Consider the following 16328-nt stretch of genomic DNA (forward strand, 5'->3'; position numbering starts at 1 on the left):
GCCGCATAAAGAAAGCATAAAGTTGGTGGCGCCTTCGCGCGCGCGAGACTAGGCGCCCGAACCATGAGCGAATCCTCAGGGCACCACGCCCCCAATGAAAGCCTCGCTGCGCTGGCCGTCGGCGCGATCGGGGTGGTTTTCGGCGATATCGGCACCTCGCCGCTCTATGCCCTGAAGGAAAGCTTCATCGGCCACCACCCGCTGGTGGTGGACCGGATGCACATCTTCGGCGTGATTTCGCTGATGTTCTGGACGATGATGCTGATCGTCACCGTCAAGTACGTCTTCATCATCCTGCGTGCGGACAACAACGGCGAAGGCGGCAGCCTCGCGCTGCTGGCGCTGATCGGGCGGACATTGGGCAAAAGCCGCTGGACGCCGCTGATCGCCATGCTGGGCGTGATCGCCACCGCCCTGTTCTACGGCGATGCCATCATCACCCCGGCCGTCTCCGTCCTCTCCGCCGTGGAGGGGCTGACCGTGGTGAACGAGGAATTTGCAGAGTTCGTGTTGCCGATCGCGGTGGTCATCCTGATCGGGCTGTTCTCGATCCAGTCGCACGGCACCGCGACGATGGGCAAGCTGTTCGGCCCGGTGATGATCGTCTACTTCCTGGTGCTGGCCGGCCTTGGCCTGCATTCGATCGTCAAGGCGCCCGAAGTGGTCTGGGCGCTGAGCCCGCACCACGCGCTGCAATTCTTCCTGATCAACCCGAAGCTGGCCTTCCTGGCGCTGGGCTCGGTGGTGCTGGCGGTTACCGGCGCGGAGGCGCTCTATGCCGACATGGGGCACTTCGGCCGCAAGGCGATCTCGATCTCGTGGCTCTATGTGGCTTTTCCGTGCCTGCTGCTGAACTATCTGGGGCAGGCGTCGCTGGTGCTGCGCAATCCCGATGCGATCCAGAACCCGTTCTTCTTCATGGCGCCGGACTGGGCCCGCCTGCCGCTGGTCCTGCTGGCAACGATGGCGACGATCATCGCCAGCCAGGCGGTGATTTCCGGCGCGTTCTCGGTCTCGCAACAGGCGGTGCAGCTGGGCTTCCTGCCGCGCCTGAAGATCCTGCACACCAGCGCCAAGGCGGCGGGGCAGATCTACGTTCCGCTGGTGAACTGGGGCCTGCTGATCATGGTGGTGCTGCTGGTGTTCGGCTTCCGCAGTTCGGGCAACCTGGCGGCGGCCTACGGCATCGCGGTGACGGGCACGATGCTGATCACCGCCTGCCTGCTGGGCGTGCTGACCTTCACCGTGTGGAAATGGCATCCGCTGCTGGCAGGCAGCGTCACCGCAGGCTTCCTGTTCATCGACGCGCTCTATTTCTTCTCGAACGTCACCAAGATCCCTGACGGCGGCTGGTTCCCGCTGCTGGTGGCTGCCGTGGTCTTCACCCTGCTGACGACCTGGGCCACCGGCCGCCAACTGATGCGCGACCGGCTTCGGGAGGACTCGATCCCCTTCGCCACCTTCATCCGATCGGTGGGCGAACGCGTGCGGCGCGTGGCGGGTACTTCGGTATTCCTCGCCTCCAATGCCGATGGCGTGCCGCCCGGGCTGCTGCACAACCTGAAGCACAACCATATCCTGCATGACAGGGTGGTGATCCTGACCGTCGCTGGGCAAGGCGTGCCGCATGTCGCCCCGGAAAACCGCGCCGAAGTGGAAGACCTGGGCCAGGGCTTCTATCGCGTGGTGCTGCGCTACGGCTTCATGGACGAGATCGACATTCCCGCCGCCCTGGGCGATGAAAACCGTGCCGGCGGCCCGTTCAAGCCGATGGAGACGAGCTACTTCCTCTCGCGCCAGACGCTGATCCCCTCCAGCCGCCCCGGCATGGCGCTGTGGCGCGAGAAGCTGTTCGCGGCGATGGTGCGCAATGCCGAAAGCGCAATGGAATTCTTCAAGCTGCCCACCAACCGCGTGATCGAACTGGGCAGCCAGCTGGAGATTTGAGCGGCGGGCGAGATTGCGCCTAACCTCACGCCACTCATCTCTACCATCACACCCAAGCGCTATCATCAAAACCCTCGTCGCCCCCGCGAAGGCGGGGGCCCCGCTTTCTTCTGCACTCTCTCGTATGGCGCAAGAAAAGCGGGATCCCCGCCTTCGCGGGGATGACGGGTTTGGGTGGGAAGCGAATCAGGCTGCCACGGGCTGCGCTTCCACCTTCTCCTGCGCCGCCAGTCGGCGGGCCAGCACGGCGCAGACCATCAACTGGATCTGGTGAAAGAACATCAGCGGCAGGATGATCGCCCCCACTTGCGCCGGCGGAAACAGCACCCCCGCCAGCGGCACGCCGGTCGCCAAGCTCTTCTTGGAACCGCAGAACAGGATGACAATGCGGTCCTCGTGCGAAAAGCCCAGCATCCGGCCCAGCACATTACCCAAGACCATGATCACCGCCAGGATACCCAGCGAGAGCGCTGCGATCAGGCCCAGTTCGGCAAGCGTCACCTTGTGCCACAGCCCATCGAGCACGGCCGCGCCGAAGGCGGTGTAGACCACCAGCAAGATCGATCCCCGATCGGTATAGCCCAGCAGTTTCTTGTGGCGGCTGACGAAGCCGCCGATCCACGGGCGCAGCAAATGCCCGGCGATGAACGGCAGCAGCAGTTGCACGGCAATCGCGATGATCGGGTCGGTCGAGAAGCCCTGCGTCTTGCCGGTGATGAACAGCGCGGTCAGCACCGGAGTGATGAAGATGCCCGCCAGATTGGAGAACGAGGCACTGCACACCGCCGCCGCCACATTTCCCCCGGCAATCGCGGTGAAGGCGATGGAGGACTGCACGGTAGAGGGCAACAAGGTCAGGTAAAGCACGCCCATCGCCAGCGAGGGCTCCAGCCCCGGAATCGCGCTGACGCCAAGCCCCAAGATCGGAAACAGCACGAAGGTCAGGCAGGCGACCGTCAGGTGCAGCTTCCACGCCTTCGCGCCATCGATGATCGCCTCACGCGAGAGTTTGGCGCCGTGGAGGAAGAACAACAGCGCGATCCCCGCGTCCGCCACCCCGCCCGCGATCCCCGCACAGACGCCGCGCGCGGGCAGGATCGAGGCGAGACCCACGGTCGAGATCAACAGCAGCAGGTAAGGGTCGATGTTCAGGCGGGCGAGAAGGCGGAGCATGGGCAGTCCTGATCTGGGAAAGAGCGTCTGAGTCAGTCCGGAATCGGGCCGGAACCCGCGCCGACTTCGCGAATGGCGGCGGCGATCCCGGCACGGTCCTCTTCGGTAAGGGCAAGGTTCGCACCCGCCACCCAGCCGTCGACTTGCGCCGGGCTGCGCGCGCCGACGATAGCGCCGGTCACCCCCGGCACCGCCAGCACCCACGCCACCGCGACCGCCGCTTGCGAAACGCCGTGCCGCTCCGCCACCGGCTTCATCGCCGCCGCCACCGCAAGGTTGCGCGTCAGGTTCTCGCCGGTGAAATCCGGATGGCGGGAACGCCAGTCGTCATCGGCCAGCCCCGCCGCCCGCTCGGCCGAAAAGGCGCCGGAGAGCAGGCCGGACTGCATCGGGCTATAGACGATCACGCCGGTATCATGGGCCAGGCACCAGGGCAGTTCGCGCGCGATCGCATCGCGCTTCAGCGCCGAGAGCGGCGGTTGCAGCGTATCGACATGGCCCATGGCCTCTGCCGCCGCCAGTTGATCGGCATTGTGGTTGGACAGGCCCACCGCGCGCACCTTCCCCGCCGCCTTCAGGTCCAGCAGCGCGCCCCAATATTCGTCGAGCGCGGTGCCGTCCTCGGCCGGCCAGTGCATCTGCAGCAGATCGATCCGCTCCACCTTCAGGCGGCGCAGCGACGCCTCGCACTCGGCCACGATCGATTCCCGCCGCCCCACGCGCCGCTTCGACTGGCGGTCGTTCGGATCCCACACCTGTCCGCACTTGGTGAAGACATAGGGCCGCTCCGCCTCCGGCATTTCCGCCAGCGCCTTGGCGACGACTTCCTCCGAATGACCGAGACCGTAGATCGCGGCGGTGTCAATCCAGTTCACCCCGCGCTCCACCGCGTGGCGGATCGCGCGGACCGAATCGGCATCGTCCTGCGCGCCCCAGCCCACTGCCCAGTCCGCCCCGCCGATCGCCCAGGCGCCGAAGCCGACGCGGCTGATCTCCATGCCAGTGGTGCCCAATGGACAGGTCATGGGCCGGTTCAGGGGCCGGGTATCGAGAGCGGCGGTGTTCATCGGGCTTCCTCCCTGGGGCCGGCACGATCAAATCCGGCCCCCTGTCCTGCCCCCATGGCAGGGGTGTGGAAAGCGGTCTTGTCGCTGAAAGCGCCAATGGCTTGACGCGAGGCGCCCCGGTGCCCGCCCACTCACTGGCCTGCGCTGCAGCGCAAAATGGCGAAATCGGTTCCCGAGCGCCGCACACCCGCAAAACCGTCGCATTTGCGCGAGTCCTGAGGGCCCACCAACCTCAGGCCGGGTTACAGCGGTCAACTACTTATTCGCAACTGCACAAGACCGGACTGTCATCGAACCGCCAAGTTCTCCCTCAAGCGGCCACCCCAGCAGCAAGCATGAGCCGCAAGCCCGGGAATCGATCTTACGACCTGCTTCGGGGAGCTGACATGAGAACCAAGTCCACTTTCGCCTATGCCCTGGCCACGGGCATATCCCTGCTTGCCTTCACTTCCGCCGCCGCCCATGCCGCCGCCTATTCCGCCAACGGAAACGCGGCCGATGCGGCGCCTGCCCCGGCTGCGGCCGCCGATCCGGCACCGGATCCGGCCGCCGGCACCCTGACCGACATCGTCGTGACCGCAGAGCGCCGCGACGTCAGCCTTCAGCAGGCGCCGCTTTCGGTCAGCGCGATCACCAACGATACGCTGAAGGCGGGCAACATCACCGATATCACCGGCCTCAACGGCACGGTGCCCGGGCTGGTCATCGCCAAGAGCGGCGGCGGCGAGCGGATCATCTCGATCCGCGGCATCGGTTCGGAAACGCCGGAGAACACCAACACCCAGCCCGGCGTCTCCTACCACATCGACGGCGTCTACATCTTCAACTCAATCGCCGCGAGCGCCGCATTCATCGACGTGGCGCAAGTGGAAGTGCTGCGCGGCCCGCAAGGCACGCTGTTCGGTCAGGGGTCGACCGGCGGCACCATCAACGTCGTCTCGATCGAGCCCAGCACCGATGCGCTGAAGGGCAACGTCAGCGCCGGCATCGGCAATTACAACTACATGGAAGGTTCCGCCGCCCTGAACGTGCCGGTTACCGATACGCTGGCGATCCGCGGCGCCTTCCAGTTCACCAAGCATGACGGCTATGCCCACGCCACCGAAGTGCCGGGCATCGACAAGTACGATCTGGACGATCAGGACGAGACCGGCTGGCGCCTGGGTGCCAAGTGGCAGCCACTGTCGAACCTGTCGATCACGCTGAACACGATCCAGTTCAATTCGAACACCAACGGCCCGGCGCAGAAGAACATCCTCGACCCCAATCCCGATCCGCGCGAACTGACGCAGGACTATCCGGGCCGCTCGAAGGTGAAGACCCAGCTCTATACCGGCGTGATCAAGTGGGACACGTCCTTCGCCACGATCAAGTCGATCACCGGCTACCAGAAGCTGCATTCGGAACAGGCCTGGGATGCCGACGGGCTGGACACCACGCTGTTCTACCAGAACACCTACAACCCGGTCAGCTACACCGGCGTCAGCTACGATCACGTGCCGCTCTGGGCGTCGGACACCAAGAGCTGGAGCCAGGAACTGAACCTCACCTCGAACAGCAACGGTCCGTTCCAGTGGGTGCTGGGCGGCGTCTACCTGCACTCCGAGAACAGCCAGTACGTCAACGAATACCGCAGCGACGACGACAACTTCCTGCAGAAAGCGCTGCCGGAAGACACCGCCTGGAACGATCCGCTGGTCAGCAACCTGACTTATGCCGAACTCTCCTCGATCAAGCGGGAGCTTTACGCCGTCTTCGCGCAGGGCACTTATGCGCTGACCGACAGGTTGAAGCTGACCGCCGGCGCCCGCTACAACCACGACAAGTCATCGGGCATGTACGATTCGATGTCGGGCGGCGTGTCCGGCCAGACCTCGGGCGCGTACCTCCAGCCCGCCTCCACCGGATCGCGCAGCGACCATGCGTGGACCGGCAAGGTGGCACTGGATTACCAGTTCACCCCCAGCAACATGCTCTACGCCAGCTATACGCGCGGCTTCAAGCCGGGCGGCATCAACAGCGCATCGGCAGCATGCGGCGGCGCCTATTGCATCTTCGGATGGCAGGATTCGATCAAGCCCAGCTACAAGAAGGAAACCGTCGATTCCTTCGAGATCGGCAGCAAGAACCGCTTCCTAGACGATACGCTCCAGATCAACGCCTCCGCCTTCCTGTACAACTACAAGAACATGCAGTTCCTTGAGGAAGACCCGGTGCTCTACGGCGAAGGCATCAGCAACGCACCCAAGGCGCGGGTCTACGGCCTGGAACTGGAAAGCACCTACGCGCCGACCGACCACTTGCGCTTCGACGCATCGATGTCCTGGCTGGAGGGTGAGTTCACCTCGCACTACTACGCGCTGGACCCGAATGCGGCTGCCAATGCCCAGAACGCCGCCGGCTATCCGGACTATCTGTTCTGGACCAACTTCTACTCCGCCTCGGTCGCCCGCGATGCCGCGCGCCAGGATATCAAGGGCAACCGCATTCCCAAGCTGCCGCGCTGGCAGGGCAATATCGCGGCCACCTGGAACGGCGAAGTCGGCCCTGGCAAGCTGACCGCCCGCGCCCAGCTGATCTATCGCGGCAAGTACCAGTATCGCCTGTTCAACGAAGGCGCGGTGGACCTCACCCCCTCGTACACGCAGGTCAACACGATGCTGAAGTACGAGCCGGAAGGCACCAACGCCGACATCACGCTGCGGGTGATCAACCTGTTCGACAAGAACGGCATCAACTCGCGCTTCTCGGACCCTTACGGTTCGGCGCAAGTGATGGACACCTATATCCCGCCGCGTCAGGTGATCCTCTCGGTGGGGTACAAATTCTAAGAGGGAGCCGATCGGGTCGCACCGTTGGTTTTACGGGAACGCGCCGGTCGCAAGGCCGGCGCGTTCTTGCGTATTCGAGGAAGGCGTCGAAGCTGTCCTTTCCGTCCCAAAACCCCGTCGCCCCCGCGAAGGCGGGGCCCCGCTTTTCTTCTCAACCTCTCACAATCACACAAAAGAAGCGGGATCCTCGCCTTCGCGGGGATGACGGAGATGCGAAGAGGGTGGGGCGAGTAAACGGCGCTCCTTCTCTCCCCGCCGCAACTTCTACCGGCGCAAACGGCAGCTCTAGCTCGCCGGATCGTACATGAATTCGCGAAGTTCCTGCGCGCAGCGGCAACTGGCCGCAATCTTGCGCGCCCATTCGACGGCGTCCTCTCGCGTGGGCAGTTCCAGCACGGTGAACCCGCCGGTGAGATGACCGCCCGGATAGATTTCGGCCGAGACCGTGCCGTCGACGGACACCAGCACGGGATCGACCGTCTCGTCGATGCCGCCGCCGAAGACGTAGACCCCCGCCGCCTTGGCTTCCTCGATCACGGCGTGCGATTCCACGACCGCGCTCTGGAACTCTGCTTCGCTGAGCACCATGGCTTCGCTGGGGAACGAGATGAGGTACTTGGTCATGCCGCGAAAGGTGCGCTGACTGCCGGGAAGCGTCAAGCTGACTCGCCTGTCCTCCCCGACCCGGGGAGGTGGCATCGCGAAGCGATGACGGAGGGGATTGGCCTCGTCACGAGACGCCAGTGTAAACCGCGAGTCCCCTCCACCGCCTTCGGCGGTCCCCCTCCCCTTGCCGGGGAGGACAAGACCTTCTCCCCCTTGCTCCCGCCCCGCGATCAACTATTGAGTCGCGCACCATCAAGAGTGTGCAGGTGCAGCATGTCAGCCTGCAAGGCATGATGGTCCCGCGATTCCGTGCGGACCGAAAAGCCCGCAGGAGTTGCCATGCCGTCCGGATTGTCCATTCCGCGCCGCGTCCCCCGCAGCGCCCTGGTCATGTTCGCCGCATCGCTCGGCTTCTTCTTCGTGACCGCGACGACGTTCACCTCATTGGGCTACGTGCTCTACACGATGATTGCCGAACTGGGCTGGTCCAAAGCCGCCGCCGGGCTCAGCTTCTCTCTGCTCGGCCTGGCCTGCGGGTTGGCCAGCCCGTTGCCGCCAATGCTGATGAAGGCGATCGGCACGCGGTTGACGGTGTTTGCGGGCTGTCTGGTCCTTGCGATCGGCTTCTTCATCGCCTCGCAGATCCATCATCTGGAACTGTTCTTCGTGGCGACCACGCTGATGGGCGTGGGCTTTTCGCTCGTCGCGCCCTCGCCCGCGGTCTACCTGCTGGCGACGTGGTTCCCGCGCACCTCGGCACGGATGATCGGCTTCTATTTCATGACCGGCGCGGCGGGCGGTATTGCCGGGCCGCTGATCGTCGGCACCATCGTCGGCCTCACCGGCAACTGGCGGCTGCACTGGATGGTCATGGCCGCCAGCGCGCTGGCATTGGGCGTGATCTCGCTGCTGTGCATCCGCGACGCGGTGAAGGTGGAAAGCGTCGATCAGGTGAAGGGCGCCGGGCATGAGGGTGGCGGCCCCGCAACCAGCGCGTGGACCGTAAGGCAGGCGCTGATGACGCCCACCTTCGTGATCCTGGCCCTGGCCATGACCGTGGTGCAGACCGTGGTCACCACCACCCATTCGATCCTTGTCGCGCATATCGCCAACCTCGGCCAGGGCGCGGCGCCGGGCGCCATCGCGATGAGCCTGCTGGCTTTCGCCGGCACCGGCGCCAAGGGCGTGACCGGCAGCTTGTGCGAGCGCGTGGACCCGCGGCGCATCTTCATCGCCGGGCTGGCCGTGCAGGCGCTGGCCATGGCGCTGCTGTGGTCCGCCAGCCACGTGCTGGTGGCCACGGTCGCCGCCGCGCTGTTCGGCATGGGCTGGGGCATGGCCTGGCTTTCCGCGCACATCCTGCTACTGCGCTACTTCGGTGCGGGCATCGCCGGGAACATGACGGCGATGGCCACCACCGTCACCACGCTGGCCGTGTTCGGCCCGATCGGCGCCGGCCGCATCGCGGACATGACCGGCAGCTATGCGCCCGCCCTGCTGGTCTTCGCGCTGATGCTGGCGGCGGCAACCGGCATGTCGATGCTGTTCCTGCGCGCGCCGGGTTCGCCGCCCGTCCGCACCGAAGCGCCGGAAGCGCTCGAACCCGCCGAACTGGTCCCCGCCGAGTAAAAAACCGCGCGGAACTTGCCAAAAGTCCCTTCGCCCAGCGCCAAGAGACGACCGGCAAGGCCCGCTAGGGTCATCCGGTAGCAAGGGATTGCCGAAGTGCGATCCGCAGTTTGCGTCACACGGGAAGCCAGCAATGACCATTCTCACCGACAAGTTCATCGACAGTCTGGAAAGCTCCACGCTCGACACGCTGGAAGCCGAGACGCTGCCGGCGGAATGCTATGTCGACGAGGAATTCTACCGGTTCGAAAAGGCCGCGCTGTTCGAGCATGAATGGCTCTGCGTCGGCCGGACCGAATGGCTGGAGAACCCGGGCGATTTCTTCACCGTCACCCGCGCGGACGAGCCGATGGTGATCTGCAAGACGCGCGACGGATCGATCAAGGCGCTGTCCTCGGTCTGCCAGCACCGCGCGATGCTGGTCGCCGAAGGCCACGGCAATGCCCGCGCCTTCGTGTGCCCCTATCACCACTGGACTTACGACCTGGACGGCACCCTCGTCGGCGCGCCGGCGATGAACCGCACCTGCAATTTCAACAAGAAGGCCGCCAGCCTGCCGGTGATCCGGCACGAGATCTGGCACGGCTTCATCTTCGTGAACTTCGATGCGGACGCCGCCCCGCTCACCCCGCGCCTGGCCGGGCTGGAGGAGGTGGTCGCCAACTATGACTTCGCCAACCTGCGCGGCCCCCGGCCCGAGGAGCCCAGCGTGTTCCCGTGGAACTGGAAGGTCATGCTGGAAAACAACAACGACGGCTATCACGCCAGCCGCCTCCACGCCGGACCGCTGCATGACTTCATCCCCAGCGGCCTTGCCAGCTTCCCCGAAGTGCCCGCCGATTCCGCCGGCTATTACCGGCTGAACGGCACGCTCCATAAGAACGCCGCCTTCAACGCCACGCAGAAGGCGGTCTTCCCGGTGTTCCCGAAGCTGACCGAGGAAGAGCAGAACCGCCTGCTGTTCGTGAACCTGCCGCCCAGCCTCTCGCTGGTGGTGCTGAACGACACCGTGCTCTACCTGATCATGGACCCGCGCGGGCCGGAGAGCCACGCGCTGACCATCGGCACGCTGATGGTGCCGGAGGCGATGGACGATCCGCTCTACGAACTGAAAATGAAGATGAACGACACCGCGGTCGAAGAGATCGTGGGGCAGGACTTCCACGTGGACGAACTGGTGCAGCAGGGCCTGCGATCCAAGTTCGCGCCGCGCGGTCGCTATTCCTGGCAGGAGGGCGCGCAGCGGCTGCTCAACGTCTGGCTGGTCGAACGCTACCGCGCCGAGTGGGATCGCCGTCGCGGTCCATCCGCTCCGGTCACGCGCCTCCACGCCTGATTCAAGTTTACCGTCACCCATTCCCGACGGCTGCGGCGTCCGACTTCTGTCGGGCGCCGCCTTTTTATCTGCGTGCGGTTAGGTGTCGTTCGGGGGCGTTTAGGTTCACTTGTGGACGGACGCTCAAGATCAAGGATTCGTGCGCCCCATGCCGCGCATGCAAACTCCCTCCGGCTAGGCCTTGGACGATAACCAAGGGAGCCTTCCGCAATGACCAACACGCTCATCTTCGTCGATTTCGCGACCGACGATCCCGCCAGGGCCGGCGAATTCTACGCCGAAGTCTTCGGCTGGGAGAACGATGCGCGCCCGCACGGGATCTACCACCGCATGGTTCCCGGCGGCTTCTTCCAGAACAAGGACGGCACCGACAGCCAGATCGGCAACCTCCACCTCGGCGTGTTCGACGCGAACAACGCGCGGCCGCACCCGAACCCCGAAGGCGTGGAGCCGCGCACACTGGCCACCGAAGGCCGCAAGGCCCGCATCTGGGTGCTCGTTTCGGACGACGACAGCCATGAGCGCATCCTTGCCACTGCCGAGAAACTGGGCGGCAAAGTGCTCTGGCGCGACCACTACTGGGCCGAGTTCAACGGTTACAACCACGCCTTCGCCGATCCCTGGGGCAACGAGATCATCCTCTGGGGCAAGGCGGGTGAAAATCCCGAAATTCCGGCGGATTACACTAAGGAATAACCGAGTTGCCGAAGTTGCCGAGCACACGGCCACCCCGGCAACTCACAACCCATCACCACCAAACCTCGTCGTCCCCGCGCAGGCGGGGACCCCGCTTTTCTTGGCGTCGTGGCAAAAGGCAGCGGGGCCCCCGCCTGCGCGGGGGCGACGAGGTGTTTTGATGCAAACACGGCCCCCCTTCCCCAACAAGTTCTTGTGCGCTTGCCCGCAAGACCATCCGCCCCCGCTCTCCCTAGCCTTGAACCACTGAGCAACGGAGCAATACGCGAATGAGCCGTCTTCCGATCGTCTTCTACGGTCACGGCAGCCCGATGGTGGCGCTGGAAAAGAGCGACGTGACCAGAAGCTGGAACGCGATCGCCGGCCGCATCGGCAAGCCGCGTGCGATCCTGTGCATCTCCGCCCACTGGCAGACGCGCGGCACCGCCGTCACCGCGATGGCCCAGCCGCGCACGATCCATGACTTCGGCGCTTTCCCGCAGGCCCTGTTCGACGTGCAATACCCCGCCCCCGGCGATCCGGAACTGGCCGAACGCGTGCGCGAACTGCTGGAACCGATGCCGGTGAAGATGGACGCCAACTGGGGCCTGGACCACGGCACCTGGTCGGTGCTGGTCCACGCCTGGCCCGAGGCGGACGTTCCGGTGGTCCAGCTTGGCATGGACCTGGCCAAGAGCCCCGCCGAACACTGGCTGGTCGGCCGCATGTTGCGCCCGCTGCGCGATGAGGGCGTGCTGATCATGGGCACCGGCAACATCGTCCACAACCTGCCGGCGATGGACTGGGCCAACCCGCTCGCCACACCCTATCCCTGGGCCGAACAGTTCAATTCCACCATGTGCAAGGCCATTGCCGAGGACGATCCCAAAGTGGTGATCGACTACGCGGCGCTGGGCGATGCAGCCCGGCTTTCGGTGCCCAGCGAGGACCATTTCCTGCCGCTGCTCTACGTGCTGGGCGCGCGCCACGAAGGCGAAGCGGCCGAGTTCGCGCCCCATTTCATCCAGCACAAGTCGCTCAGCATGACGAGCGTGCTCATCGGCGCGGAATGACCGCGCCCTTCCCCGATTTCCCTGCGTAACAGGAGTTTCGATGGCACTGATCAGCCTTAAGCCCGCGCTTGAAAAGGACCTTGTCCAGCCTAGCGCGCTGCACCACTTACGGGCCACGCCCGAAACGGTGCACTGGGGCTACTTCTCGCCCGAGATCAAGCCCGCGCTCACCGTGAAGAGCGGCGACCTGATCATGGCGCAGGCGGTCACCCACCATGCGGGCGACGATCCGGACCTGATGTTCGACGAGGACATCCGCCGCATCTTTACCGAGATCGATCCCGCCACCCGCGCGCCGGGCTGCCACATCATGACCGGCCCGATCTACGTGGAAGGGGCCGAGCCGGGCGACATGCTGGAAGTGCGCTACTTCCAGATGAAGCCGCGCTTCAACTACGGATCCAACCTCGCGGCCAACTGGGGCCATCTCTACGAGGAATTCGGCCAGACCGAGCGGGTGACGATCTACAAGCTGGACCCCACCGCCAACACCGCCGCCGCGCTCTACGCCTATGACGTGGAGGAAAAGTACGTCGTCCCCGGCCGCATCACCCATTGCCCGGAATGCGACCGATCGACCGCGCTGCCCGGCATCACCATCCCGGCGCGCCCGCACCTCGGCACCGCCGGCGTAGCGCCCGCCGTCAACGATCCGGTGAGCACGATCCCCCCCGGCCTCCACGGCGGCAATATCGACAACTGGCGCATCGGCGCCGGCGCGACGATGTATTACCCGGTGCAGGTGAAGGGCGGCCTGTTCTCGATCGGCGATCCGCACGTTTCGCAAGGCGACGGCGAGATCAGCGGCACCGCGATCGAAGCCTCGCTCGACGTGCTGTTCCAGATCGTGCTGCGCAAGGACTTCTCGTTCCCCTCTCCGCTGCTGGAAACGCCCGATTGCTGGATCGTCCACGGCTTCGGCAAGAATCTGGACAAGGCGATGAAGTCCGCCTCCACCGACATGCTGCACCTGCTGACCGAGCATCAGGGCCTGTCGCGCAACGACGGCTATTCGCTGATGAGCGTCGCCGCGGACTTCGGCGTGACGCAAGTGGTGGACGGCACGCAGGGCATCCACTGCCGCATCGAACGCCGCATCTTCCCGCACAAGGGCAGCGTGGCCGACCCGATCATCAAAGACAGTGAAGCTTGAGAGTGCGTTCGTGCCGGCCGGGTCCGGCCGGCACGAAGCCCGTGATGCGTTACACTGGAGCCGCCAAGAAATGGCCTATGAACTGATCGACGTGCGCCCGATGACCAAGCGCATCGGCGCGGAAATCTTCGGGGTGGACCTGACCCAGCCACTGGGCAATCAGGCCTTTGCCGAGATTCACGACGCACTGATGCAGCATCAGGTGGTGTTCTTCCGCGACCAGCCCATGGACCATGATGCGCACAAGGCGCTGGGCCGTGCCTTCGGCCGGCTCGCCATCCACTCGGGCGTTGCCGGGCTGCCCGATCATCCCGAGGTCGTCGCCATCCATGCCGACGAGAATTCGAAGTTCGTCGCGGGCGAGAACTGGCATTCGGACCTTTCCGCCGATGCCGAACCGCCGATGGGATCGATCCTGACGCTTCACACGCTGCCCGAAGACGGCGGCGATACGCTGTTCGCCAGCATGTACGCGGCTTACGACGCGCTATCGCCGGCGATGAAGGCCTTCCTCGATCCGCTGACCGCCGTTCATGACGCCAATCCTGTCTACAAGGCGATCTTCCCGGATTCGACCAAGACCTATCCCTGCAATTCGCACCCGGTGGTCCGCACCCATCCGGTGACGGGGCGCAAACTGCTGTTCGTGAACTCATCCTACACGACGAAGATCAACGGGCTGTCCGGGCCGGAGAGCAAGGCCGTGCTCGATTTCCTGTTCGAGCATGTGAAGGATGCGAACTTCCACGTCCGCTTCCGCTGGGAAAAGCACTCGGTGGCGTTCTGGGACAACCGCTGCACCCAGCACTTCGCGGTATGGGATTACTTTCCCGAAGTCCGCTCCGGCTTCCGCGTCACCGTCGCGGGCGACAAGCCGTACTGATCTGGCCCTACTGATCTGTTTGCCGCCACGGCGCTTGCCCTCACGAGCCCGGCGGTGGCAACCGCGCCTGTGTCGCCCCCAAGCAAGGCGGCACAGGCGCTCCGCCAATCTTTCTCGCACATGCAAAAAACGTCCTTGGCGCGTCATCTTGCAATCCGATAGAGCGCGGCCATGATCAGTTTCCGCATCGTGCGCGTCGCGCCGCTCGTCGCCGCCCTTCTCGTTTCCGCCTGCGCCACGCCGCAGGCGCATCGTCAGGCCTCCGATCAGTCGCCCGCCGCCAATGCGAAGGGCCCGATCGAGATCGGCGTGATCGCCATCAACGATTTCCACGGCGCGCTGGAACCGCCCAAGCAGACGGTCGACGCGCCCGACGGCAAGGGCAACGAAGTCTCCGTCCCGGCGGGCGGGGCGGCCTGGCTGGCCTCTGCCGTGGACGCGCTGAAGGCGGAACATCCTGAGCATGTGGTGGTGGCCGCCGGCGACCTTACCAGCGCCTCGCAATTGGCCTCCTCGCTCTATCTGGACGAGCCTTCGGTGGGCGTGATGAACCGCATCGGGCTGGAATTCAACGCCGTGGGCAACCACGAATTCGACCGGGGCTGGCAGGAGCTGAAGCGCCTGCAGGACGGCGGCTGCGCGAAGAACACCCGCTTTGAGCCGTGCCAGCTCGAACAGTTCGAAGGCGCGCACTACAAGTACCTCGCCGCCAGCACGGTGATGCCGGACGGTTCCACGCTGTTCCCCGGCACCGGCCTGAAGACCTTCGGCACCGGTGACCGCAAGATCACCATCGGCTTCATCGGCCTGTCGCTGAAGACGATCCCCACCCTCGTCGCGCCGGACCGCGTAGCCGGCCTGAAGTTCGAGGACGAGGCAGACACCATCAACCGTGCCGTCCCCGCGCTCAAGGCCGCCGGGGCCGATGCCGTGGTCGTGCTGATCCATCAGGGCCTGCGCACCAAGGGCGTGGCCGATCCCAACGGCTGCAACGAGGCGGCCGGCGATATCCAGCCGATCCTCGATCACCTGAACCCCGGCGTGGACGTGGTCGTTTCCGGCCACACGCACTGGGCCTATATCTGCAACTACACCGGCAATGCCGCCACCGGCCCGATCCTGCTGACCAGCGCGGGCGTCTACGGCAAGCTGGTGACCGACATCACGCTCGATTTCGATCCGGCCACGCACAAGCTGGTGAACAGGCAGGCGCACAACGTGATCGTGCAGTCGGAAGCCTATACCTCCGGCAAGGGCCCGGTGCCGACCACCACGGCTTTCCCGCAGTTCCAGCCGCGCGCGGACGTTTCCGCCTATGTGAAGCGCTACAAGGACGCATCGCTGCAACTGGTGGAGCGGCCGGTGGGTCACCTGTCCGGACCGATGGAAAAGGAAGGCGAAGGCGGCGTCGGCAACGGCGCTTCGCTGGGCGCGCTGATCGCCGATTCGCAACTGGCCGCCACCCGCAGCTATGGCGCGCAGATGGCCTTCGTGAATCCGTTCGGCATCCGCACCTCGCTGGTCCCCGCCGCCGACGGCACCGTGACGTTCGGCCAGATCTACGCGGTCACCCCGTTCAACAACCAGATGGTGACGATGACGCTGACCGGTGCGCAGATCCGCGCCACCATCGAACAGGGGCTGGACGATACCGGTGACAAGCAGATCCTCTCGCCCAGTCAGGGTATGAAGATCGCCTTCGACATGCGCCGGCCTTCGGGTTCGCGCGTGACGGCGATTGCGCTGGATGGCAAGCCGCTCGATCCGAAGAAGACCTACCGCGTCTCGGTGGTGAATTTCCTGGCCGAAGGCGGCGACGGCTTCGCCGGCTTCAAGGACGGCACCGACCGGGTGAACGGCCCGATCGATATCGAGGCGTTCGAGGACTGGCTTGCCGCCGTGAAGGTGCGTCAGGTCCCCGCGGAGGACCGGACGCAGCAGGCGAAGTAACTTCG

General features: G+C 65.1%; 12 protein-coding genes. 9 read left to right on the forward strand and 3 right to left on the reverse strand.

Annotation, left to right across the window (positions count from 1 at the left end):
- The first annotated feature begins 63 nt into the window (after positions 1-63).
- The gene (locus WBP06_RS14725) at positions 64-1947 is read left to right on the forward strand and encodes a potassium transporter Kup (RefSeq protein ID WP_395329262.1); all 1884 of its coding nucleotides are present in this window, start codon (positions 64-66) and stop codon (positions 1945-1947) included.
- Positions 1948-2133: 186 nt separating this feature from the next.
- Here WBP06_RS14725 and WBP06_RS14730 read toward each other — a convergent pair whose 3' ends face one another.
- Positions 2134-3120 (reverse strand): bile acid:sodium symporter family protein, encoded by a 987-nt coding sequence (locus WBP06_RS14730; RefSeq protein WP_395329265.1) that lies wholly within the window; start codon positions 3118-3120, stop codon positions 2134-2136.
- Between the two features lie 32 nt (positions 3121-3152).
- On the reverse strand, positions 3153-4187 hold the full coding sequence (locus tag WBP06_RS14735) for an aldo/keto reductase (RefSeq protein ID WP_395329268.1): 1035 nt from the start codon (positions 4185-4187) through the stop codon (positions 3153-3155).
- 386 nt (positions 4188-4573) lie between these two features.
- On the opposite strand from WBP06_RS14735, the gene WBP06_RS14740 reads away from it, so the two are divergent.
- A complete protein-coding gene (locus WBP06_RS14740) occupies positions 4574-7018 on the forward strand; it encodes a TonB-dependent receptor (protein ID WP_395329271.1) in 2445 nt (814 codons plus the stop codon).
- A gap of 285 nt (positions 7019-7303) precedes the next feature.
- Here the strand turns inward: WBP06_RS14740 and WBP06_RS14745 are convergent, their stop codons facing one another.
- Positions 7304-7678 (reverse strand): YciI family protein, encoded by a 375-nt coding sequence (locus WBP06_RS14745; protein ID WP_395329274.1) that lies wholly within the window; start codon positions 7676-7678, stop codon positions 7304-7306.
- Positions 7679-7963: 285 nt separating this feature from the next.
- On the opposite strand from WBP06_RS14745, the gene WBP06_RS14750 reads away from it, so the two are divergent.
- From WBP06_RS14750 to WBP06_RS14780, 7 genes are all read left to right on the forward strand, one after another.
- Positions 7964-9253, forward strand: coding sequence for a CynX/NimT family MFS transporter (locus WBP06_RS14750; protein WP_395329277.1), 1290 nt, complete (start codon positions 7964-7966; stop codon positions 9251-9253).
- A gap of 133 nt (positions 9254-9386) precedes the next feature.
- Positions 9387-10589 carry an SRPBCC family protein gene (locus WBP06_RS14755; RefSeq protein WP_395329280.1) on the forward strand — a complete coding sequence of 401 codons (1203 nt, stop codon included), beginning with the start codon at positions 9387-9389 and terminating at the stop codon, positions 10587-10589.
- A gap of 210 nt (positions 10590-10799) precedes the next feature.
- Complete coding sequence (locus tag WBP06_RS14760; RefSeq protein WP_395329283.1) at positions 10800-11285, forward strand: VOC family protein; 486 nt, start codon at positions 10800-10802, stop codon at positions 11283-11285.
- Positions 11286-11554: 269 nt separating this feature from the next.
- Entirely contained in the window at positions 11555-12337 is a 783-nt protein-coding gene (gene ygiD / locus WBP06_RS14765; protein ID WP_395329286.1) for a 4,5-DOPA dioxygenase extradiol, read from the forward strand.
- Positions 12338-12377: 40 nt separating this feature from the next.
- Entirely contained in the window at positions 12378-13490 is a 1113-nt protein-coding gene (locus tag WBP06_RS14770; protein ID WP_395329289.1) for an acetamidase/formamidase family protein, read from the forward strand.
- Positions 13491-13560: 70 nt separating this feature from the next.
- Positions 13561-14373 carry a TauD/TfdA dioxygenase family protein gene (locus WBP06_RS14775; protein WP_395329292.1) on the forward strand — a complete coding sequence of 271 codons (813 nt, stop codon included), beginning with the start codon at positions 13561-13563 and terminating at the stop codon, positions 14371-14373.
- A 171-nt stretch (positions 14374-14544) separates the two neighbouring features.
- The gene (locus tag WBP06_RS14780; RefSeq protein ID WP_395329295.1) at positions 14545-16323 is read left to right on the forward strand and encodes a bifunctional metallophosphatase/5'-nucleotidase; all 1779 of its coding nucleotides are present in this window, start codon (positions 14545-14547) and stop codon (positions 16321-16323) included.
- Positions 16324-16328: the final 5 nt, after the last annotated feature.

Source organism: Novosphingobium mississippiense, assembly GCF_044029535.1.
Taxonomy (GTDB): domain Bacteria; phylum Pseudomonadota; class Alphaproteobacteria; order Sphingomonadales; family Sphingomonadaceae; genus Novosphingobium.